The following is a 21902-nucleotide window of genomic DNA, read 5'->3' as shown; positions in this document are numbered from 1 at the left end:
AGGCTCTCAACTTTTTTTTAATATTTCAGTTAATACTAAAAAATACTTTAAATAACGGACCATTTATTGATTTAGTTTAAGGTTTGCAATTTTTTTTTAGCGTATCCTTGAATCCAAGTTAATAGAACACCATATAAAAAGTAGTGACAATATATATAGTTTTATGCCCTTTCGCTGTTCGATTTTAAAGACTATACATATTGTTATTCATAAGAGTGTACCGCCCCAATAATGGGAATCCGACTCGCTCAACGGATCGGACAGGTACGTGTTTTTTCTACTAAAAAGGTAGGTATGTCATGGCAGAGCAATTTGCTAAAGCTTGGGAAGGTTTTGCTGAAGGTGATTGGCAAAACGAAGTAAACGTTCGCGACTTCATTCAGAAGAACTACGCACCATATGAAGGCGACGAGTCTTTCCTAGTTACTGAAGGCACTGAAGCAACTAACCAGCTTTGGGCTAAAGTTATGGAAGGTATCAAACAGGAAAACGCGACTCACGCACCTGTAGATTTTGATACTTCTGTGATTTCTACCATCACTTCTCACGACGCTGGCTACATCAGCAAAGATCTAGAAACAATCGTTGGCCTTCAAACTGAAGCACCTCTAAAACGCGCTATTATGCCTAACGGCGGCGTGCGTATGATCGAAGGTTCTTGTAAAGCATACGGTCGTACGCTTGACCCACAAGTTTCTAAAATCTACTCTGAGTACCGTAAAACACACAACCAAGGTGTGTTCGATGTTTACTCTCCTGACATCCTAAAATGTCGTAAGTCTGGTGTTCTAACTGGTCTTCCTGATGCATACGGTCGTGGTCGTATCATCGGTGACTACCGTCGTGTAGCTCTATACGGTGTAGATTTCCTAATCAAAGACAAAGTAGCTCAATTCCACTCTACTCAAGAGAAACTTGAGTCAGGCGAAGATCTACAAATGACCATGCAACTTCGTGAAGAGATTCAAGAACAGCACCGTGCACTAGGTCAAATGAAAGAAATGGCAGCATCTTACGGCTACGACATTTCTGGTCCTGCGACTACAGCTCAAGAAGCTATCCAGTGGACTTACTTCGGTTACCTAGCAGCTGTTAAATCTCAAAACGGCGCAGCAATGTCTCTAGGTCGTACTTCGACTTTCCTTGACGTATACGTTGAGCGTGACATCGCAGCTGGCATCATCACTGAAGAACAAGCTCAGGAAATGATCGACCACTTCGTAATGAAACTACGTATGGTTCGTTTCCTACGTACTCCTGAGTACGATGAGCTATTCTCTGGCGACCCAATCTGGGCAACAGAATCTATGGGTGGTATGGGTGTTGACGGTCGTACGCTAGTGACACGTACTAACTTCCGTTTCCTAAACACGCTATACACTATGGGTCCTTCTCCAGAGCCAAACATCACTGTACTTTGGTCTGAGCAGCTACCTGACGGCTTCAAGAAGTTCTGTGCGAAAGTGTCTATCGATACTTCTTCTATCCAGTACGAAAATGATGACCTAATGCGTCCAGATTTCGACAACGATGACTACGCTATCGCTTGTTGTGTATCTCCAATGGTTATCGGTAAGCACATGCAATTCTTCGGTGCTCGTGCAAACCTAGCTAAGACTCTACTGTACGTTATCAACGGCGGTGTAGATGAGAAGCTTAAAATCCAAGTAGGTCCTAAGACTGAAGCAATGACTGACGAAGTTCTAGACTTCGACAAAGTTTGGGCTGGTCTAGACAACCTGATGGATTGGCTAGCTAAGCAATACGTGACTGCGCTAAACGCTATCCACTACTCACACGACAAATACAGCTACGAAGCAGCTCTAATGGCTCTTCATGACCGTGACGTTCGTCGTACTATGGCTTGTGGTATCGCTGGTCTATCTGTTGCAGCTGACTCTCTATCTGCAATCAAATACGGTAAGGTTAAGCCTATCCGTGACGAAGATGGCGTCGCAATCGACTTCGAAATCGAAGGCGACTACCCTAAATTTGGTAACAACGACGCACGTGTTGATGACATGGCTTGTGAACTTGTTTCTAACTTCATGGGTAAAATCCGTAAGCTTAAGACTTACCGTGATGCAATCCCAACTCAGTCTATCCTAACTATCACTTCAAACGTGGTATACGGTAAGAAGACTGGTACTACGCCAGACGGTCGTAAAGCAGGTGCTCCATTTGCTCCAGGTGCTAACCCAATGCACGGTCGCGATGAGAAAGGTGCTGTAGCTTCACTAACTTCTGTAGGTAAACTACCGTTTGCTGATGCAAAAGATGGTATCTCTTACACATTCTCTATCGTGCCAAACGCACTAGGTAAAGAAGAAGGTTCACAGCGCGCTAACCTTGCTGGTCTTATGGATGGTTACTTCCACCATGAGCAAGGCATCGAAGGCGGCCAACACTTGAACGTTAACGTTCTTAACCGTGAAACTCTAGAAGACGCAGTTAAGCACCCTGAGAACTACCCTCAGCTAACAATCCGTGTATCTGGTTACGCTGTTCGCTTCAACTCTCTAACTGTTGAACAGCAAAAAGACGTAATCGCACGTACATTCACTGAGTCTCTATAATCTCAACATAATGAATGATTAAAAAAGCCCCGCTCAATGCGGGGCTTTATTTTTTCTATCAACCAGTTACTGCAAAATGAGAGATACGGTGCACAATTCACTTCACTGGTATGTTAATTGCTATCCATTAGTTCAATTAATCCTGTACTATCAGAATTCCAATTAAGTTAAGCACAAGCCTATGAAGTTAAACCGTACCATTATTCTGCCCCTTCTGCTCGCTTCGGCGGCAAGTCTAGCTTCTGAAAAGTCGACTTTTTCTTTCTCTATTGATAACGATGGCATTTTCGGTGTTGACCAAGACTACACCAACGGACTGTTTCTAAGCTATACCACTGGCGCAATAACACCTGATCCGATATTTGCCCCTCTCAGCCTTTCTTTTTGGGGTGGCGCTTCATTAGACAAATTCGAGTTTGTTCTTGGTCACAAGATGTACACACCATCGGATATTGAATCGACAACGCCCATGGTCAATGACAGGCCATATGCAGGCTACTTACACACTGAGTTCAACTATATCAGCCTTCATCCACAACAAGCTCAGCGCTTTAATGTCACTCTGGGTGTAACTGGTGATAAAGCACTCTCTGAAGACGCACAGAAAATCGTCCATTCAATAACAAAATCTGACGAACCCAATGGATGGGCGTATCAGGTTGACGATAGCTTTGCCGCTAGCGTCGGTTACCTAAGCCACTTTAATCTTATACGTCAACGTTTTATCGCTAACACAGACTGGGAAATCAGCAACATCTCAGAAATAAATGCCGGTAATTTCCGTAGCGATATCTCTACAGGTTTAATGTTCCGCTGGGGTTCTGATCTAGCTGGTAACATGGGTGCTGCCAACATCGATAACGAAAACCCGTTCCGCGCTGGTATGCTCGGAGGTTCTCAAAGTGGCTGGTTTATCTTTACCGGTATCGAAGCTCGTTATCGCTTTAACGATATTACAGTCGAAGGTGATCGCTCAGGTGTCAATGACTATGCGGTGAAAAATGGCCAAGACCCAAGCATCTACAATGTAACGTTAGAAAACAATCAAGCAACCGCAGTGGCTGGCTTTGCTTGGTACAATCAAAGCTTTGGCGCGACGTTAACTGCCACAGCTAAAACGCCAGATTATAAAGAAGCACCAGAAAGCGTATATGGCACTGGAGGTTTTGCGTTATACGCTTTCTTTTAAATAACTAGATTGTGAATTTCTGGCAGTCTAGATTCAAGCTGCCAGACCTTTCTTCAACAACACCACTAACACTTTTCAGCTGTTCATTGTTTTGCTCTAGTTCTTTCATCGCAGCAGAGATTTGCGTCATATTGTCGGCCATAGATTGACTGGTTGTCGCTAGCTCTTTGATAGAGGAGAAGATCACTTCCGTTTGATGTGAAGCTTCGTCTGCTTTTTCGGTGATCAGTTTAAGCGCATCCATCGCTTCTTGTCCGCGCTGACGCCCCGCCGACATCGACGTTTCAGATTGACCTATAAACTGAATAACCTCAGCGCTCTCTTTTTTCATTGTGTCGATGGTACCTGAAATTTCTGTTACCGCGTCAACCGTTCGAACGGCTAAGCTACGGACTTCATCCGCAACAACGGCAAAACCCCGCCCTTGCTCACCTGCCCTTGCCGCTTCAATCGCCGCATTAAGAGCAAGCAAATTAGTTTGCTCCGCGATACCGTTGATAATTTCCATCACTGAATCAACCTTCGACGAGGCTTGTTCAAGCAACTGAATGTGGCTAGCAGCAGAGGTTAATATCGTACCGACCTCTTCAAGTGAGCCAATTGCGGCGCCAATTACTTTTGCCCCTTCTTCTGCAGCATGGGTTGAAGAGCGAGAAATCTCTGATACAAACTCTAGTGAATTTGATACTTCTTGAGTCGTTACACTCACCTCTTCTGTTGCCGAAGCTAAAAGTTGGGTTTGCCCTAGCACTTCAGATTGATGATGTACCAACATATCAAGCCCTTGATTTAGCTCTACAGCGTTACCTGATAGCGCTTGACTACTTTCTTGCACTCCTCTGACCAAGCCACCTAGGTTTTCACAACTTTCATTGATACTGTTCGCTAGTTGATTAAACTCATCGTTAGGGTTTTTCGTCATCATCATTCGTTGAGATAGATCCCCATTTGAAAGCCCATGCAACACTTTACGTGTTCTCGCTAAAGATTTAGCCAACGATGTGCTTTGCATTACAAAAATTGCAACAGTAAATACAGCTAACACTACACACGCAACAAGTATCGACCAGAGTGTTTGCTCAGATGTTTTCTCCGCAGATGATTGATACTGAGTAGAAATGCCTTCTAAATCGTTGGTAATAGTGGCGATCAATTGGGTCAGTTGCGACTTTGAGCTTAGTAGCTGCTGCTCAACGGTACCAAGTTGGCGTGAAAGTTCACTCACTCTTACGAACGTGGATTTGTATTGTTCGATCTCTTTTTCATAAAGTTCAAGCATGGCATAAACATTAGACATGCTTTCAAAACTCCCCATGGCGCGATTGAACAGCTTTAGATTCTCTTCATTTGGTTGTAACAAATAATTTTGCTGTGATTTCACCATGGCTTGGAAATCTGAGTTAAGCGTTACCATGCCTGTTTCTTCAATTTTCTTTTCAATGGTATTGGCCAACTGCTTAAGCTCACCCAGTTTTCCTTCGTCAATAGTAAACCCCAGTTCTTGCTTAAGATTCAACCAAGGATTCGCTGCTGACTCAAACACGTTTACATTACGCTTAAGGTTATCTGCTTGGTTAGTCAGGCTTAATTTGATGAGAAACTCCGCGTCCTCGTTAACCGCAGTAACAATCTCCGCGATTTCCTGCTTTGCCTGAGAGACTTGGGTGCCATTCAAATTATCTAAGTTACTACTTAACGTCAGAATCTTGGCCTGAGTCTGGTAAATGGACATAGAGCCCGTAGAGACATCACTACTGAGGTGGTACTGATCGCTCATTTGAGTGAGTCGTGAGGATGTGAATCCTGCTAAAGCAACAAAGCCTAATGCTAAAACAACCAGAAATAGCATGACTTTTTGCTTCTGAGATAATGCAAGCATATCCATAAATAATCCCTTAACATCAGTGGTATGCATTAATACTTGTCTAGCCAGACCTTTTCTTTTTATTATTAATATTCTTATATTTGCAACATTTTTATAACATACATTTTAGCCCAAGTATGTTTTTTTTTCTTATTTAGCAAAATGTTGTGTCTCTGAATATCAAACCCTATTTAAACCCCACTATTTGTAATAAAATAACGCACAAATTACTAAATACGAGATGAGCACATGTCAACAACTGGTCGTATTCATTCTTTCGAGTCCTGTGGGACAGTAGACGGACCTGGTATCCGTTTTATTGTCTTTTTGCAAGGTTGCCTTATGCGCTGTATGTACTGTCATAACCGCGATACATGGGATACTCACGGTGGTAAGGAAGTGACCGTTGAAGAGATTATTAATGAAGCCAAATCCTATCGGCATTTTATGAATGCATCAGGAGGGGGCGTAACCTGCTCCGGTGGTGAAGCAATGCTGCAACCTGAGTTTGTCCGTGATTTTTTCCGCGCTGCACATGCAGAGGGCATTCATACATGCTTAGACACAAACGGCTACATTCGTAAGCACACCGATGTCGTGGATGAAGTGCTTGAAGCAACTGATCTTGTGATGCTTGACCTTAAACATATGCAAGACGAAGTTCACCACGATTTCATCGGTGTATCTAATAAGCGAACACTCGATTTTGCCCGCTACCTGCATAAGATTGGGCAAAAAACTTGGATTCGTTATGTCGTCGTCCCTGGCTACACGGACGATGAAGAAGCCGCACACATGCTTGGCGACTTTATTAAAGACATGGACAATATAGAAAAGATTGAGCTGCTCCCATACCACAAGCTTGGTGCGCATAAATGGGAAGCACTTGGTATCGAATATCCACTTGAAGGGACAAACCCACCTTCAAAGGAAACCATGGACAAAATCGTATCAATTCTTGAGCAGTATCACTCAAACGTTAAATACTGATACCACTTCATCTCTAATTCGTAAAAAATACCAACCGTCTCGGTTGGTATTTTTTTTGAGGTCTAGGTGGAATTAGACGAATTGCTTGCATTCATCGTGGTGACCATTGCGGTGCTCTTTATATGGCGCGATGTCAAACAGGTGTTGCTGCCAAAACTGATACACGAACGTTCATTTCAGAATATTTCCTTCGCGATTATCTTTGCACTGTATGTGCTTTGGTCGGCTGATGTAGGGGTGAAAGAGGGCCTGTCTATCCATTTTCTCGGGATTACTGCTCTGACCTTGATGTACGGCTGGCAGAGCGCGTTTGCTCTTGCCATCGTCATATGTGTCCTTATGGCCCTATTTGGTGAGCTTGCTTTTCAAACCATCCCTGAGTACTTAGTCTTATCCTGCCTGTTTCCCATTGTGGTTAGTTACTCGATATTTTTGGCAAGTTATCGCTACCTACCGAGGAATATTTTTATCTTTATATTCATCGCGGGCTTTCTCAATGGTGGGCTAACGGGCACCCTCCACCTAATCGCTAATTCTGTATATTTGAGTATTGTTACTGAATACGACTGGCAAACGATATTTGATAATTACCTGATATTCACCCCACTCCTCGCTTTTCCTGAAGGACTCCTCAACGGGATGACTGCCGCCGTTTTAGCTGTCTTTAAACCCGAGCTATTAAGGGTGTTTTCTGACCGTGACTACATCTACAATAACTATCATAAATAACAAGCAAAATTGTTGCTGAATCTTTGTGCTTTTCATATTAAATATGTGTTGAGATCATGTTTCACTCAACAAGGAACAGATAACCTAAGCACATTAAAAATGTATTAGATTATTTTAGTGAGGCCACCATGGAAATGACCAACGCTCAACGTTTGATCCTATCTAACCAGTACTACCTGATGTCGCAATTAGATCAAGAAAATGCAGCCAAGTACCAGCGTCTACAGACTATTGTCGAGCGCGGATACGAACTTCAAATGCGAGAACTTAACAAAGATTTTGGTTGTTTAGTTGAAGCTGAGTGTCGCGAAATTATCGACATTATGGAGATGTATCACGCGATGCAAGAATCCAACAAAATGCTTTCTGAACAGGAGCAACAAGATGTTGACCAGCGCCGCTTAACTTTCTTAGGTTTCGATATTGCTTCTGAGGCACAACTTGTAAATTACGTACGCTTCCTAATTGACTCAGAAGGCCTTTACCCACAATTTAGTAAAGGTGAACACCACTTTAATGCGCAAATGCCAATGCTAGACAAGTACCGTCGTATGCTAAACACATGGCGTAACTGCCCGCGTCAGTATCATTTGTGTGCAAATGAACTCAAGCAGATCTTCAATGCCTAGAGCCTAAATGACCAAGAAAAAAGGGACCATTTAGTCCCTTTTTTTTATTTTAATAACAAATAGTTATGATAACTTGAATGTTGCAACTTTAGCACTTAGCTCTTCAGCTTGGCTCTTAACTTGGAACGACTCCTCAGAACTTTGATTTACACCAACAACCAATTGGTCTGCGACATCTTTAATTGACGTAATGTTCTGAGTAATTTCGCTAGTGACGTGAGTTTGCTCTTCCGCAGCGGTAGCAATTTGCGTCGCCATGTCACTGATCAGTGTAACCGCTTGGTTGATTTCACCCAGCGCATTGGCCGCTCTGTCTGCATCTTCTACTGAAAGCCCTGCGAGATCAGCGCTGTTGTGCATAATAGACACCGCCCTACTCGTTGTTTCTTGAAGAACAGCAATCGTGTTTTTAATCTCTTCTGTTGATGAGTGAGTACGTTGAGAAAGTACGCGAACTTCATCTGCAACGACAGCGAAACCTCTACCTTGTTCACCTGCTCTAGCTGCTTCAATTGCTGCATTCAATGCCAGTAAATTTGTTTGCTCTGCAATACCTTGAATCGTAGACAACACGGTTGAAATTTCTTGACCGTGTCGCTCAAGATCACCCACAACATCGCTCGCGCTTTGTAGTTCATTGGCAAGTTTATTTATCGAACCTTTAGTGTTTTCCACTAACTCATGTCCACTTTCAGTACTTACTGTTGAATCTTGAGCGGCTTGCGCCGTTCTCTCGGCATGTGATGCAATTTCTTGCGTCGCACTTGCCAATTCTGTCACTGCGGTAGCAACCATTGTAATCTCTTGTTGTTGATGATGTATCTCATCAACAGAGCTTTGGGCACGACGTGTACTTGATTCAGACTGTTGTGTGAGCTGAGATGATTGCTCGCGGATATGGCCAATTAATTGTTGCAAACTACCAACAAAAGTATTGAAATTGTGTGCAAGTTTGCCAACTTCATCTTGTGACTCCACCTTAATACGCTGAGTCAAATCACCGCTACCATTTGCTATCTGTTCTAACGCTAAGGAAACATTGTTTAGAGGACGGAACAGTATGTTACACAATAGGTTAAACAAAATTGTACAGATTACGACAACAATACCAGTAACAAGGAGTTGCCCCCATACTGCGCTAAATAAAGGTGATACCAAAGAGTCATAATCAACGACAATGACCGTCGTTAGCCCTCTGCCATCAATCGATTTCGCATAAACGACTGACGTTTTACCAAGCACTTCAACATTGATATTGTGCCCTGAAGCTACTGCTTGCTTAATTGAACTCTCATTCAGACCGAGTTCTTGCAGCGACTTGTTGAGCAGCTTGGTGTCTTGATGAGCAAAAACCTTACCTTGATCATTAGCGATAAACATATAACCGTCACCAGGTAGGATAACCTTCTCCATACCACTCAAGATATCAGTAATTTCGACGTCAGCACCGAGTACTACTTGTTGTCCGTGAAGATCTAAAGCCTTCCCTAAAGATACAACATTCGCACCTGTCGCTGCTGCAACCGTAGGGTTATCCATAAACACTTTGCTTGGTTGCTTCACCGCGTTCTTATACCATCCCCACACACGTGGATCATCATTGCCGGAAGGTAGAACGACTCCATTGGCGTTATCTTGCCCGCCATTCGGGTATGCTAGAAACACATTATCGAAACTTGCAGAACTTTTAACTTGTTTGAGGTGTGTAACGATATCTTGCTGCTTGGACTCTTGAGATAGCGAAGTTAGCGCTCTCTCTTTTGATAGAATCCAATCTGATACATATTGGTTATATGATGATGCAGTGCTTTCAAGACGCTGCTCTACTTCAACATTTAGCCTTTCTAGTGAAGCTCGAAACGAAAGTCCTTCAACCAACAGTCCCCCGATGACTATGGCAACACTCGCTGAGATCGCGAGTTTATTTTTCAGTGATAATTTTTTTAGCATTTCCCGTCACTTTTGTTTTATTTATGTGGATACTCTATTTAAATCAACCATATTATATTTCGAGGCAAAAAATAAATCATGATCTAGCTCGTAACTTAACAATTCTATTAGGCATTCATTTACCAGATAAATATCTAATTTTGAACGTTACATTTCAGCGTGGTCTGACAACTAGCTCTCGGTCACAAATTGCAATTAAACACATATTTTTTAAGCAAAATTCTAAAAACCAACTAATCTTAAGTAAGAAAGGATTTGCTTTTCTATGCGGGTTTATTGTCAGTTTGACAGGTTCAGAGGGGAATTCATTATGAGTATTTTCGACCATTTCCAAGCGCGCTACGAAGCCTCAAAGGATGAGGAATTATCAATACAAGATTTTTTAGCGCTTTGTAAAGACGACAAGAGCGCTTACGCCAATGCTGCAGAGCGACTATTGATGGCAATTGGTGAGCCAGAGGTTATTGATACCGCACAAGACCCACAACTGAGTCGTATTTTCTCCAATCGCGTCATCTCTCGTTACGACACATTTAAAGATTTCTATGGTATGGAAGATGCCATCGAGCAAATTGTTTCCTACCTCAAACACGCAGCTCAAGGGCTTGAAGAGCGCAAACAAATTCTGTATTTACTCGGTCCCGTAGGTGGCGGTAAATCATCTTTGGCAGAAAAGCTCAAAGCACTAATGCAACAGGTGCCAGTTTATGTGCTTTCCGCCAATGGCGAACGTAGCCCAGTCAATGACCACCCGTTCTGCTTATTTGATGTCAATGAAGACGGTGATTTACTCAAGCAAGAATACGGGATTGAAAAGCGCTATTTGCGATCGATTATGTCGCCTTGGGCGGCAAAACGCCTCCATGAGTTTGGCGGCGATATCTCTAAATTCAAAGTGGTGAAAGTAAGACCATCTATTCTAGACCAACTTGCGATCGCTAAAACCGAGCCAGGTGATGAAAATAACCAAGATATCTCATCACTCGTAGGTAAAGTGGACATTCGACAACTAGAGCATTTTTCTCAAGACGATCCAGATGCTTATAGCTACTCAGGAGCGCTATGTCGTGCTAACCAGGGCTTGATGGAGTTCGTAGAGATGTTCAAAGCGCCAATCAAAGTGCTTCACCCTCTATTAACTGCAACCCAAGAAGGCAACTACAATGGTACTGAAGGTCTGTCTGCCCTACCATTTGATGGCATGATTCTCGCCCACTCTAACGAATCCGAGTGGCAGACATTCCGTAACAACAAGAACAACGAAGCATTCCTCGACCGTGTTTACATCGTCAAAGTGCCTTACTGTCTGCGTGTAGCAGAAGAAGTCAAAATCTACCAAAAACTGCTCGACCACTCGGAGTTGTCGAAAGCACCGTGCTCACCGAGTACGTTAGAGTTGTTATCGCAATTTAGTATTCTTTCTCGCCTAAAAGAGCCTGAAAACTCATCCATCTTCTCTAAGATGAGAGTGTACGATGGTGAAACATTAAAAGACACAGACCCTAAAGCTAAAAGCTATCAAGAATACCGCGACTTTGCAGGTGTGGATGAAGGTATGTCGGGGTTATCGACACGTTTCGCATTTAAGATCTTATCGCGCGTGTTTAACTTCGATCAAACAGAGGTCGCAGCTAACCCCGTTCATCTTTTTTATGTCATTGAACAACAAATTGAACGTGAACAGTTCCCGCAAGAAACCGCTGAGAAGTATCTCGAATTCTTAAAAGGTTACTTAGTACCACGTTATGTCGAGTTTATTGGCAAAGAAATTCAAACCGCATACCTAGAGTCTTACTCAGAATACGGTCAGAATATTTTTGACCGCTACGTCACTTATGCAGATTTCTGGATTCAGGATCAAGAGTATCGCGATCCAGAAACAGGTCAGCTATTTGACCGCTCTGCGTTAAACAACGAACTAGAAAAAATCGAAAAAACAGCCGGTATAAGCAACCCGAAAGATTTCCGCAACGAAATCGTCAACTTTGTGCTTCGTGCTCGTGCCAACAACAACGGGACTAACCCAGTTTGGACAAGTTACGAGAAACTGCGCACTGTGATTGAGAAAAAAATGTTCTCGAATACAGAAGAGTTGCTGCCAGTTATCTCCTTCAACACTAAGACCTCTTCTGAAGATCAGAAGAAACACGACGATTTCGTCGCTCGTATGATGGAAAAAGGCTATACAGAGAAACAAGTCCGCTTGCTATCTGAATGGTATCTACGCGTACGTAAATCTTCGTAATAGCAGTGTTTTAGCCCATGAAATCCCTACCAGAGGTTAACGCTCTGGTAGGAGATTGGATATATAAGTGTCTGTCGACATTTAAAGGCAGGTACGTAAGAGATAAGGGGTGACTCATGGCGCAATTTATTGACCGACGACTGAACGGCAAAAATAAAAGTGCGGTTAACCGCCAGCGCTTTTTACGCCGCCATAAAGAACAGATTAAAGAATCTGTGGCGGATGCGGTAAATCGCCGTTCAATCACCAACACTGAAACTGGTGAAGACGTTGCAATTCCGCATAAAGACATCAAAGAGCCAGTCTTTCATCAAGGCAAAGGCGGCCTGAAAGAACGTGTCCATCCGGGCAATGACCAATTCATTACCGGTGATAAAATCGAACGACCTAAAGGTGGAGGTCAAGGCGGTGGTTCTGGTGAAGGCGAGGCCAGCGCAGACGGTGAAGGCCAAGACGATTTTGTATTCCAGATTTCTAAAGATGAATACCTCGATATTCTGTTTGAAGATCTGGAGTTACCGAACTTAGAAAAGAATCAAATAGCCAAAATCACTGAGTGGAAAACTCATCGTGCGGGTTATCAAACCGCTGGGGTTCCCGCTAATATTGCGATCGTAAAGTCGCTTCAGCAATCACTCGCACGCCGAACAGCAATGACAGCAGGTAAAAAGCGCATGCTTCGCAAACTTGAAGAAGAACTCGATTGCGTAAAAATGTCTGAACCTGCACAAATGCTTGAGGAGAAGCGGCTGCAAGAAGAGATCAAAGCTCTACGTCGCAAGCTTGATGCGGTGCCATTTATCGACACCTTTGATTTACGTTTCAAAAACTACGAACGCCGCCCAGTTCCATCAAGCCAAGCCGTGATGTTCTGTTTAATGGATGTTTCTGGCTCAATGGATCAAGCAACTAAAGACATCGCAAAACGTTTTTATGTTCTGCTCTACTTGTTCTTAACCCGCACCTACGAAAATGTAGAAGTGGTGTTTATCCGTCACCATACTCAAGCTAAAGAAGTCGATGAGCATGAGTTTTTCTATTCTCAAGAAACCGGGGGGACCATAGTTTCAAGTGCTCTAAAACTGATGAACGAAATTGTAGCCGATCGCTACCCCGTTGGGGAGTGGAACATCTATGCTGCTCAAGCTTCAGATGGCGACAACTGGGCAGATGATTCTCCACGTTGCCGCGAGCTACTAACAAAAAACCTATTGCCAAACTGCCAATACTATTCATACATCGAAATCACTCGCCGCTCTCATCAAACATTGTGGCACGAGTACGAAAAGCTTGAGGGTGCCTTCCCCAACTTTGCGATGAAAAACATTCGTAACGTTGAGGATATTTTCCCTGTATTTAGAGAGCTTTTCAAAAAAGAGACTGCTTAGGGAGGCCGTATGACAACAAAAACGAAAAAGCCAGCAAAAAGCAAGGCACTGCCAGATGGCCCAGATTGGACATTTGATCTCTTGGACCGCTACCACACAGAAATTAAACGTGTTGCTGACCACTACAAGCTCGACGCTTACCCGAACCAAATCGAGGTTATTACCTCAGAGCAAATGATGGATGCTTACTCTAGTATCGGGATGCCTATCAACTACAACCACTGGTCTTTTGGCAAAAAGTTTATCCAAACAGAACAAGGGTATAAACATGGGCAAATGGGGCTGGCCTATGAGATAGTGATCAATTCTAACCCTTGTATCGCCTATCTTATGGAAGAGAACACCGTTACCATGCAAGCGTTAGTCATGGCGCACGCTTGCTACGGTCACAACTCATTTTTCAAAGGCAATTATTTATTCCAAACATGGACTGACGCCAGTTCAATTATCGATTACCTTCTATTTGCCAAAAACTACATGGCGGAATGTGAGCAAAAATATGGAGTTCAAGAGGTCGAAAATCTCCTCGATTCATGCCATGCCTTGATGAATTTTGGCGTAGATCGCTACAAGCGCCCAGAGAAAATTTCTATTGCAGAGGAGAAATCTCGTCAAGAGGAACGTGAAGCATACCTGCAATCTCAGGTTAATGATTTATGGCGTACAGTTCCAAAATCGAAGGTTGAACCTGAAAGTGAGAAAATCCGTTTCCCTACAGAACCACAGGAAAACATCCTCTATTTCATTGAGAAACATGCACCATTGCTTGAGTCTTGGCAGCGTGAAATCGTCCGTATCGTGCGTAAAATTAGCCAGTACTTCTACCCACAAAAGCAAACTCAGGTTATGAATGAAGGATGGGCGACCTTTTGGCACTATACTATTCTCAATCATCTATACGATGAGGGTCTAGTAACTGACAGGTTTATTCTTGAGTTCTTACATAGCCATACCGGTGTTGTCGCGCAGCCATCATATAACAGCCCATATTTTAGTGGCATCAACCCTTATGCACTTGGCTTTGCGATGTTCCGCGACATTCGTAGAATTTGTGAAGAGCCTACCGATGAAGACCGAGAATGGTTCCCGGACCTTGCAGGTACAGATTGGCTGGAAGCTGTGCATTTCGCTATGCAAAACTTCAAAGATGAGAGCTTCATTAGCCAGTATTTGTCACCAAAGCTAATGCGTGACTTTAAGCTGTTCGCCATCGTCGATGACGACCGTAAAAACTATATTGAGGTTAGCGCGATTCATGATGAAACAGGTTATCGAGCAATCAGGGAAAAGCTAGCGGCTCAATACAACCTGAGTAATCTAGAGCCAAATATCCAGGTGTTTAATGTCGATGTACGTGGTGATCGTTCGATGACTTTACAATATATTCCACATGATAGAATCCCGCTCGACGACGGCTATGATGAGGTTCTTAAACACCTTTATCGACTTTGGGGGTTTGACGTTATCCTTGAAGAGGTAAAAGATAGCGGACGAAGAGAAATCCTTGGAACCTGCCCAAAGCGTAACGACTATGATGGGAAAATCTAAAGCTTAATTGAAACAAAAAGGCCCGTTCTGGGCCTTTTTGCTATCAAACTATAGCTTAGCAATAATACCACGAACGACTTCTAAGTCTTCTGGTGTATCAACACCTGCTGCTGGCGCTTCTTTTGCCACTTCAACATGGATTTTTTCACCATACCAAAGCACACGTAGCTGCTCCAAGCACTCAATCTTTTCTAGAGCGGTCGGCTCCCAATTGATGTAAGTATTGATAAACCCAGCACGGTAAGCATAGATACCGATATGACGCATTAATGGCTGCTTGATGACTGGCTCTTTATTGGCAAAGTTGTCTCTGTCCCAAGGAATAGTCGCACGACTGAAGTACATCGCATAACCATCTTTATCCGTTAGAACCTTAACTGCATTGGGGTTAAATACTTCCGCCTCTTCGAGGATTTCTACCGCGAGTGTCGACATTGGTGCCTTGCTGTTGGCCAAGTTTTCAGCAACTTGAGCGATGATTGACGGTGGAATCAGCGGCTCATCACCCTGAACATTGACGATTACATGGTCATCAGCAATTGCCATTTTTTCAACCACTTCAGCAAGGCGCTCAGTGCCTGATTCGTGATCTGGAGAGGTCATGCAGACTTCACCACCAAATGACTTAACCGCTTTTTCAACCCGGCTATCATCAGTTGCTACAATTACCTTGTCAGCCCCCGCTTGAATCGCTTGCTCGTAGACCCACTGAATCATAGGTTTGCCGCAGATATCCGCCAACGGTTTGCCTGGCAAGCGCGTCGATTGGTATCGAGCTGGAATGACAACTGTGAAAGACATTATCTGCCCTCGTCCATACTAACTTTACGCGCCTCTGGTTCGAGAAGCATAGGAATCCCTTCTTTGATTGGATAAGCAAGGCGGTCTAGCTTACATACCAGTTCCTGCTTCTCTTTATCAAAAGTTAGTTTTCCTTTACATACTGGACATGCAACAATCTCAAGCAGACGATGATCCATACTGTTCCTTAACCTCTTTAATCTTATTAATAATGCACGCTTTGTCGGTGTCTTTGAATTCCGCGCTAACGGGTAAGTACCACCAATTTTTTTTGGCATAATGCGCGCACTTTACTGCGTCTTTTTCAGTCATGATTAGATGGTCACCTTTAGCGGCTAACTGTTCTAATTCAGACAGTTCAAAATCTTTATGATCTGCAAAGCCCTGCTGAAAAGTTGGCTTTGCTCCTAATTGTTCTAGTGTTTTAAAAAATCTCGGTGGATGCCCTATTCCAGCCATAGCAATCAAGCTTCCTTTTAACTCTGAGACATCCATTCGTTGATTCGTTTTCAAATTCACAGCTTGGGTCGGTTTCAGAGCCATCGGAGCTTCATTTCTCCGTGCATTGCCGCCATTGGTTATAATGAAGTCGACCTCTTCCAGCCGCGCTGTTGATTCACGTAACGGGCCCAGAGGAATAAGCGATTCATTGCCAAAACGCCTTGCCCCATCAACAACCACAATCTCTATATCACGTTGTAATGCATAATGCTGAAGGCCATCGTCGGTTATAATCACATTGACGCCAAGAGGCAGTAGCGCCTGCACAGCGGTACTTCTAGTTGGAGATACCGCAACAGGTGCACCTGTGCGTTTATAAATCAACTTAGGCTCATCACCACAATGTTTGGTAGAGGTTTCACTGTCCACGATCAGCGGATATACAGGAGCCTTGGCGCCATATCCACGCGAGACCACCCCAGGTTTATAGCCCAGAGCTTGAAGTTGCTCGACTAACCAGATCACTACGGGGGTTTTACCGTTACCACCCGCAGTGATATTACCGACAACAATTACCGGCACTGGAGCACGATAACTCGCTCTTTTCCCTGCTTGATACTTGCTACGTCGTGAACGACTAATCAAACCAAACAAAACACTCAATGGCCACAATAACGGCCACAACAAATATTTTAGTGGGTGATTCTCAAACCAGATCTTTTCAATCAAATTTAAGCACCGAATTGAATACGATGAAGTTGAGCGTATGCACCGTCTTTCTCAATTAAGGCACTGTGATTACCACGTTCAACAATCTCGCCTTCATCAACCACCAAAATCTCATCTGCGTTTTCAATGGTAGACAAACGGTGAGCAATAACCAGTACAGTTTTATTTTTCTGCAATTCATCCAAGGCCGACTGAATCGCTTTTTCTGACTCGGTATCGAGCGCAGATGTCGCCTCATCTAGAATCAATACTGGAGCATCGCGCAGAAGTGCACGCGCAATCGCAATACGCTGACGCTGACCACCAGATAAACTCGCGCCATTTTCACCGATGACCGTATCCAGTCCTTTATCCATATTGTCGATAAAGTCCATCGCATACGCTAGTCGAGCTGCTTCTTCAACTTGCTCTCGGCTGTACTTCTCAGTTGCAGCATAAGCAATATTGTTAGCGATAGTATCGTTGAATAGGTGAACATTTTGCGAAACCAAAGCAAAGTGTGAACGCAGGTTGCTTAGAGTGTAATCACGGATATCATGTTCATCTAAGCAAATATTACCTGCGTCTACGTCATAGAAACGCGTGAATAGATTGGCAATAGTGCTTTTACCGGATCCTGAGCGTCCGACGAGCGCAACTGTCTTTCCTTTCGGGAGCTTAAAGCTAACATCGCTTAGTGCTGGTTTTTCTTTGCCTTCATAGGTAAATGTCACGCCTTTCACTTCAATGTTACCGCGTACTTTATCCGCTTGATATTTACCATTGTCCTGCTCTGTTTCAAGATCCATCAAAGCAAACAAAGTTTGGCTTGCGGCCATACCGCGCTGAAAATCAGAGGTTACATTGGTCAACGCTTTAAGCGGTCGCATTAGAGCAAACATGGCAGAAAACACGACAGTAAACGTACCTGGAGTCAACTCTGTGCGGATTGAATCGACACTCGCTAAAAACAGAACAACAACCAAAGCGATAGACGCGATCACTTGAATCACTGGGTTGGCAATCGCTTGAGCCGCCACCATTTTCATCGATTGCTGACGCATCTGATTGCTAACAGAATCAAAACGCTCGCTTTCGACATGCTGTCCACCGTAGCTCAAAACCACTTTATGGCCTTTTAGCATCTGCTCCGCGGACGAGGTGACATGCCCCATAGTTTCCTGCATATTTTTGGAGATTTTACGGAAGCGTTTCGAAACAAATCCAATTCCCCATGCCACGATTGGAGCAACAACAATCAATACCAATGATAACTGCCAACTGTTCCAGAACATAAGGATAAGTAAGCCAATAATACTGGCACCCTCACGCACAATACTCACCAATGCTCGACTCGTTGCCCCCGCAACTTGTTCAGAGTCATAAGTAATGCGAGATAGCAGACCACCGGCGGATTCTTTATCAAAGTAAGAGACTGGCATATGCATAAATTGGTTAAAGATAGAGCGTCGCATCTCCATAACCACATTGCCAGAAACCCAGCTTAAACAGTATGTTGAAACGAACCCACTCAGGCCTCGCACCACCATCATGCCGAAAATAATAAAAGGCAGGATTCTTAGAAAGTTAGATTCTGCATCGCCAAAGCCTTCATCTAGCAAGGGTTTGACCAATGACATCATATAAGTATCAGCAGCAGCATTAATAATAAGAGCTACAACAGCAACAGTTAGACCTGCTTTGTACTGTCGAATATAAATCCACAGGCGTTGAAAGGTTTGCCACGTGGTTTCGTCTTGATTCAGAGACATAGAATTGCTTATTTTTCTTTTACAGTATTGTGGCTATTCTACTCCGTTCCGTAGCATCTGCCTATACCAAGTCTTACCTTTGATCTCCCTTAGCGCTGTTACCTGATATCTACGCGGATAAATATCGAACACAATTTGACCATACTGCCCTGTATCCATCCATTTTGCCCCTGTTTTTTGGTAGTTCGTTACCACATTTTCATCGGGCAACTGCCACCGTCCTCCTTTAGCCAGTGAAGCAACTGCGACTTCAGGGTTCACCGCCTTAACAAAAGCAGGAACGGATGAAGTTTTACTACCATGATGAGGGACGATTAGAATATCTGAATCCAATTTTTGACCATCTCGTACCAAAATCCATTCCGCGATGGCTTCGATGTCTCCCGCTAGCAAGAGTGTTGTCGGGCTAGCTTTATGCACGAGTTTGAAAACGCAAGAATGAGGGTTGTAAGCTCTCGCCGCTGTTGTGGGAGGCCAAAGCGCTTCTATAGTAATTCCATCCCATTGCCAAGAGCGCCCTTTGATACAAGGTGTCAACGAATAGCCAGTCTGGCTAGTTAACGTTACCTTGGGAGCCCACCTTTCTTTTAACGCCTCAACACCACCTGCATGGTCATTATCAAAATGACTGATTGCTAGGTAATCTAAATCACTAATGCCGCGTGCAATCATCGTTGGAGTAATGATCTGCTCAGCGATACTCGAAGTTGGCCAAGCTGCACCTGTATCATAGATAAATGCCCTGTCATCTTGCTGAACAATCACCGACAAGCCATGACCGACATCTAGCACTGTAATTCGCCATAAAGGCGGCTCTCGCCAAGTGATTAGGCTAAGGCTTGCGCAGTAAGCGATCAGGCAAACATACTGCTTGGCGACCATTCGACACATGGTTATCACTGCCGTACTTGTGACAAGCCACAATAGCGACTGATTCGACATATCAAACCAAGTCCAATGGGAATACTCCATCGCCCAATTTACAGGCTTGAGGCTATACTCAAGGACCCACCAAGGTAACTCAATCCAAGGAGCGAGTAATTGACATATAAATGAGAGGAAAACCAGTGGGATAACCACCAAAGTAAACCAAGGCACAAAGATCAGGTTGTAAACAACAGCACCAAAGCTCAGACCATGAAAAAGGTAAATGACGAGTGGCATCATCACAACCACAAGAAAGAGTTGGGCTTCTATTGTTTGCCCAAACAATGTCGCGCGTGATTTGCTTTTAGTTTGATACAGGAAGATTATCCCGACCGCACTCATCGACATCCACAAGCTGGGAGACACGACAGAAAAAGGGGCCAGAGTAAGAAGTGCACATAGCACCAATAGCCACTTAAGTGAGTTGGGAACACGACCTGAAAGTTGAGTAAACACGCACACTAGAAAGCACATGATAACAGCGCGCTGCGTTGGAATGGAAAAACCAGCCAACCACGCATAACTAAAAGCGACAACTAACCCCACCAGCATTGGTGCATGTAAAAATAATGAATGAACCCGAAGTAATGTAAAACCTAACAACCAACCAATCCCAAATGCGATCCCCACATGCAGGCCCGAGATGGCGACAAGATGGCTTAAGCCACTTTGTTTTAACTTCAGCCAACTTTGTGCAGAAATCCCTTCTCGCACTCCGAACATAAGCGCTAAAACCATCGCTTGGTGCTCGAGTTGATGCGTTTTGTCTCTAACCGAATCGATCAACTGTGCTCGCACCGAGTGCTGGCTGACGATGAAGAAACTTCTCTTGCGATCCATTGTTCCAGATCCTGTAATACCTTGGGTTAACGCGTACTGTTCAGCGTCGAACCCGGTACTATTCATCAGTCCATAGATAGGTTTTACTCGTACTCTCGCTGATATTCGCTCACCAAGCTTCAACAATACTGGACTGCTTAAGCGGATTTTAGGTTGGTTAATCTTGGTTAAGGCTTCGCCATTGATTGATCTAACTACAACAATCCCTTGAAAGCCGAAATTTATTGGCTTAAAAAGGCTGTCAACGTCAGCGATTATGGTAATATCCTGACCAGCTTGAAAAAGTGTTTCTGTTTGATATCGCAATACGTTGCCGTGCATCAGGATGACAACATACGCTAAAGCCAGTCCCAGAAAACCCCTCGCTTTTCTATACTTGGTTGAAACAACCAATATAGCTAAAGCAATTAGCAGGTGTTCAATATTCGGCAATAATGGCCAATATGGACTGGTTGTGATCAACAAAGAGAATGAAATTAGCGTCCAGTAATATAAGTAGAGAGTCATTTCCCTATGCCAAGAAAATTTATTAAACGCTTTATGCCTGACCACGAAGTAATTAAGCGTCAAAAGGCACTAAAGATTTTTGGCAATGTGCTATACAACCCAAACCTATGGTGTCTTAATCGCCGTTCAGCCTCAGGCGCGTTCGCTGTTGGTTTATTTATGGCTTTCGTCCCGCTCCCAAGCCAGATGATTATGTCTGCTGGCTTGGCTATCGCGTGTGGTGTAAATCTGCCTCTTTCAGTCGCATTGGTATGGGTTAGTAACCCTGTCACTATGCCCGTTTTGTTCTACTTCGCTTATAAAGTCGGAGCTTGGGCAATGCATGTCCCACCACAACACTTCCACTTTGAGCTTTCTTGGGAATTTATTCTCCACCAGATGAGTACAATTGGTCCCCCATTTCTGCTTGGCTGCCTTATCTGTGGCATCTTGTCTGCAATGCTGGGCTATTTTGGAATCAGGGCACTATGGCGCTATTCAGTGGTACGAAGCTGGCAACAAAGAAAAATCAGAATAGGCAATTTGCTGAAGAAGTAAATCGTTGTTATTAAACATACAGCCCGCAACGAACAAACTTGAAACTGACTGAAAACAAAGAATGAAAAAAGGACCGGATGGTCCTTTTTTTTTTTGGGGGGGGGGGGGGGGGGTTTTGATTTCTTATCCATAATAATCAGATTGTTACGTTCAAACAAACAAATATGATATGATTTTGACTTTAAAATTAGTTCATTGATACTCAAATCAAATTGTACTTTGATTGTATCTTTCAAACGTTTAAGTTCGGCTTCATAAGTC

General features: G+C 43.6%; 16 protein-coding genes. 9 read left to right on the top strand and 7 right to left on the bottom strand.

The window, feature by feature from the left end:
* The first annotated feature begins 299 nt into the window (after window positions 1–299).
* Entirely contained in the window at window positions 300–2576 is a 2277-nt protein-coding gene (pflB, locus tag ZX61_RS12405) for a formate C-acetyltransferase (protein ID WP_049844947.1), read from the top strand.
* Between the two features lie 181 nt (window positions 2577–2757).
* The gene (locus ZX61_RS12400; protein WP_049844946.1) at window positions 2758–3765 is read left to right on the top strand and encodes a lipid A deacylase LpxR family protein; all 1008 of its coding nucleotides are present in this window, start codon (window positions 2758–2760) and stop codon (window positions 3763–3765) included.
* A 4-nt stretch (window positions 3766–3769) separates the two neighbouring features.
* Here ZX61_RS12400 and ZX61_RS12395 read toward each other — a convergent pair whose 3' ends face one another.
* Complete coding sequence (locus ZX61_RS12395; protein ID WP_049844945.1) at window positions 3770–5650, bottom strand: methyl-accepting chemotaxis protein; 1881 nt, start codon at window positions 5648–5650, stop codon at window positions 3770–3772.
* A gap of 228 nt (window positions 5651–5878) precedes the next feature.
* Between ZX61_RS12395 and pflA the strand changes: the two genes are divergently transcribed.
* The 3 genes from pflA (at window position 5879) to ZX61_RS12380 (ending at window position 7977) form a co-directional block, all read left to right on the top strand.
* On the top strand, window positions 5879–6619 hold the full coding sequence (pflA, locus tag ZX61_RS12390) for a pyruvate formate lyase 1-activating protein (RefSeq protein ID WP_049844944.1): 741 nt from the start codon (window positions 5879–5881) through the stop codon (window positions 6617–6619).
* 66 nt (window positions 6620–6685) lie between these two features.
* Window positions 6686–7348 carry an energy-coupling factor ABC transporter permease gene (locus tag ZX61_RS12385; protein WP_049844943.1) on the top strand — a complete coding sequence of 221 codons (663 nt, stop codon included), beginning with the start codon at window positions 6686–6688 and terminating at the stop codon, window positions 7346–7348.
* 128 nt (window positions 7349–7476) lie between these two features.
* Window positions 7477–7977 carry a YfbU family protein gene (locus tag ZX61_RS12380; RefSeq protein ID WP_049844942.1) on the top strand — a complete coding sequence of 167 codons (501 nt, stop codon included), beginning with the start codon at window positions 7477–7479 and terminating at the stop codon, window positions 7975–7977.
* Between the two features lie 63 nt (window positions 7978–8040).
* Here the strand turns inward: ZX61_RS12380 and ZX61_RS12375 are convergent, their stop codons facing one another.
* Window positions 8041–9927, bottom strand: coding sequence for a methyl-accepting chemotaxis protein (locus tag ZX61_RS12375; RefSeq protein ID WP_049844941.1), 1887 nt, complete (start codon window positions 9925–9927; stop codon window positions 8041–8043).
* A gap of 310 nt (window positions 9928–10237) precedes the next feature.
* On the opposite strand from ZX61_RS12375, the gene ZX61_RS12370 reads away from it, so the two are divergent.
* The 3 genes from ZX61_RS12370 to ZX61_RS12360 all read left to right on the top strand — a co-directional run bounded on the left by ZX61_RS12370 (window position 10238) and on the right by ZX61_RS12360 (window position 15108).
* Window positions 10238–12172 (top strand): PrkA family serine protein kinase, encoded by a 1935-nt coding sequence (locus tag ZX61_RS12370; RefSeq protein ID WP_049844940.1) that lies wholly within the window; start codon window positions 10238–10240, stop codon window positions 12170–12172.
* Window positions 12173–12288: 116 nt separating this feature from the next.
* Entirely contained in the window at window positions 12289–13560 is a 1272-nt protein-coding gene (locus tag ZX61_RS12365; protein ID WP_049844939.1) for a YeaH/YhbH family protein, read from the top strand.
* Between the two features lie 9 nt (window positions 13561–13569).
* Window positions 13570–15108, top strand: a complete 1539-nt coding sequence (locus ZX61_RS12360; protein WP_049844938.1) for a SpoVR family protein — start codon at window positions 13570–13572, stop codon at window positions 15106–15108.
* A 48-nt stretch (window positions 15109–15156) separates the two neighbouring features.
* Here ZX61_RS12360 and kdsB read toward each other — a convergent pair whose 3' ends face one another.
* From kdsB to ZX61_RS12335, 5 genes are read right to left on the bottom strand one after another with little or no spacing between them, the layout of a single operon-like run.
* Window positions 15157–15909 carry a 3-deoxy-manno-octulosonate cytidylyltransferase gene (gene kdsB, locus ZX61_RS12355; protein WP_049844937.1) on the bottom strand — a complete coding sequence of 251 codons (753 nt, stop codon included), beginning with the start codon at window positions 15907–15909 and terminating at the stop codon, window positions 15157–15159.
* On the bottom strand, window positions 15909–16088 hold the full coding sequence (locus tag ZX61_RS12350) for a Trm112 family protein (RefSeq protein ID WP_049844936.1): 180 nt from the start codon (window positions 16086–16088) through the stop codon (window positions 15909–15911). The genes kdsB and ZX61_RS12350 overlap by 1 nt, the downstream gene beginning before the upstream one ends.
* Window positions 16069–17079, bottom strand: coding sequence for a tetraacyldisaccharide 4'-kinase (lpxK, locus tag ZX61_RS12345; RefSeq protein WP_049844935.1), 1011 nt, complete (start codon window positions 17077–17079; stop codon window positions 16069–16071). Before lpxK ends, ZX61_RS12350 begins: the two co-directional genes overlap by 20 nt.
* Before the next feature lie 2 nt (window positions 17080–17081).
* Window positions 17082–18830: a lipid A ABC transporter ATP-binding protein/permease MsbA gene (gene msbA / locus ZX61_RS12340; RefSeq protein WP_049844934.1), complete on the bottom strand. Its 1749-nt coding sequence runs from the start codon at window positions 18828–18830 to the stop codon at window positions 17082–17084.
* A gap of 33 nt (window positions 18831–18863) precedes the next feature.
* On the bottom strand, window positions 18864–21104 hold the full coding sequence (locus ZX61_RS12335) for a DNA internalization-related competence protein ComEC/Rec2 (protein WP_082173476.1): 2241 nt from the start codon (window positions 21102–21104) through the stop codon (window positions 18864–18866).
* 6 nt (window positions 21105–21110) lie between these two features.
* On the opposite strand from ZX61_RS12335, the gene ZX61_RS12330 reads away from it, so the two are divergent.
* Window positions 21111–21641, top strand: a complete 531-nt coding sequence (locus ZX61_RS12330) for a DUF2062 domain-containing protein (protein WP_049844933.1) — start codon at window positions 21111–21113, stop codon at window positions 21639–21641.
* The last annotated feature ends 261 nt before the right edge of the window (window positions 21642–21902 follow it).

Source organism: Vibrio sp. VPAP30, assembly GCF_001188205.1.
GTDB classification, from domain to species: domain Bacteria; phylum Pseudomonadota; class Gammaproteobacteria; order Enterobacterales; family Vibrionaceae; genus Vibrio; species Vibrio bivalvicida.
The sequence above is the reverse complement of the archived record's forward strand: the minus strand, read 5'-3'. Positions and strand labels throughout refer to the sequence as shown.

Coding starts and splice junctions, on each gene's coding strand:
- pflB (WP_049844947.1), top strand. CDS start 300: ATGGCAGAGCAATTTGCTAAAGCTTGGGAAGGTTTTGCTGAAGGTGAT.
- ZX61_RS12400 (WP_049844946.1), top strand. CDS start 2,758: ATGAAGTTAAACCGTACCATTATTCTGCCCCTTCTGCTCGCTTCGGCG.
- ZX61_RS12395 (WP_049844945.1), bottom strand. CDS start 5,650: ATGGATATGCTTGCATTATCTCAGAAGCAAAAAGTCATGCTATTTCTG.
- pflA (WP_049844944.1), top strand. CDS start 5,879: ATGTCAACAACTGGTCGTATTCATTCTTTCGAGTCCTGTGGGACAGTA.
- ZX61_RS12380 (WP_049844942.1), top strand. CDS start 7,477: ATGGAAATGACCAACGCTCAACGTTTGATCCTATCTAACCAGTACTAC.
- ZX61_RS12375 (WP_049844941.1), bottom strand. CDS start 9,927: ATGCTAAAAAAATTATCACTGAAAAATAAACTCGCGATCTCAGCGAGT.
- ZX61_RS12370 (WP_049844940.1), top strand. CDS start 10,238: ATGAGTATTTTCGACCATTTCCAAGCGCGCTACGAAGCCTCAAAGGAT.
- ZX61_RS12365 (WP_049844939.1), top strand. CDS start 12,289: ATGGCGCAATTTATTGACCGACGACTGAACGGCAAAAATAAAAGTGCG.
- ZX61_RS12360 (WP_049844938.1), top strand. CDS start 13,570: ATGACAACAAAAACGAAAAAGCCAGCAAAAAGCAAGGCACTGCCAGAT.
- kdsB (WP_049844937.1), bottom strand. CDS start 15,909: ATGTCTTTCACAGTTGTCATTCCAGCTCGATACCAATCGACGCGCTTG.
- ZX61_RS12350 (WP_049844936.1), bottom strand. CDS start 16,088: ATGGATCATCGTCTGCTTGAGATTGTTGCATGTCCAGTATGTAAAGGA.
- msbA (WP_049844934.1), bottom strand. CDS start 18,830: ATGTCTCTGAATCAAGACGAAACCACGTGGCAAACCTTTCAACGCCTG.
- ZX61_RS12335 (WP_082173476.1), bottom strand. CDS start 21,104: ATGACTCTCTACTTATATTACTGGACGCTAATTTCATTCTCTTTGTTG.
- ZX61_RS12330 (WP_049844933.1), top strand. CDS start 21,111: ATGCCAAGAAAATTTATTAAACGCTTTATGCCTGACCACGAAGTAATT.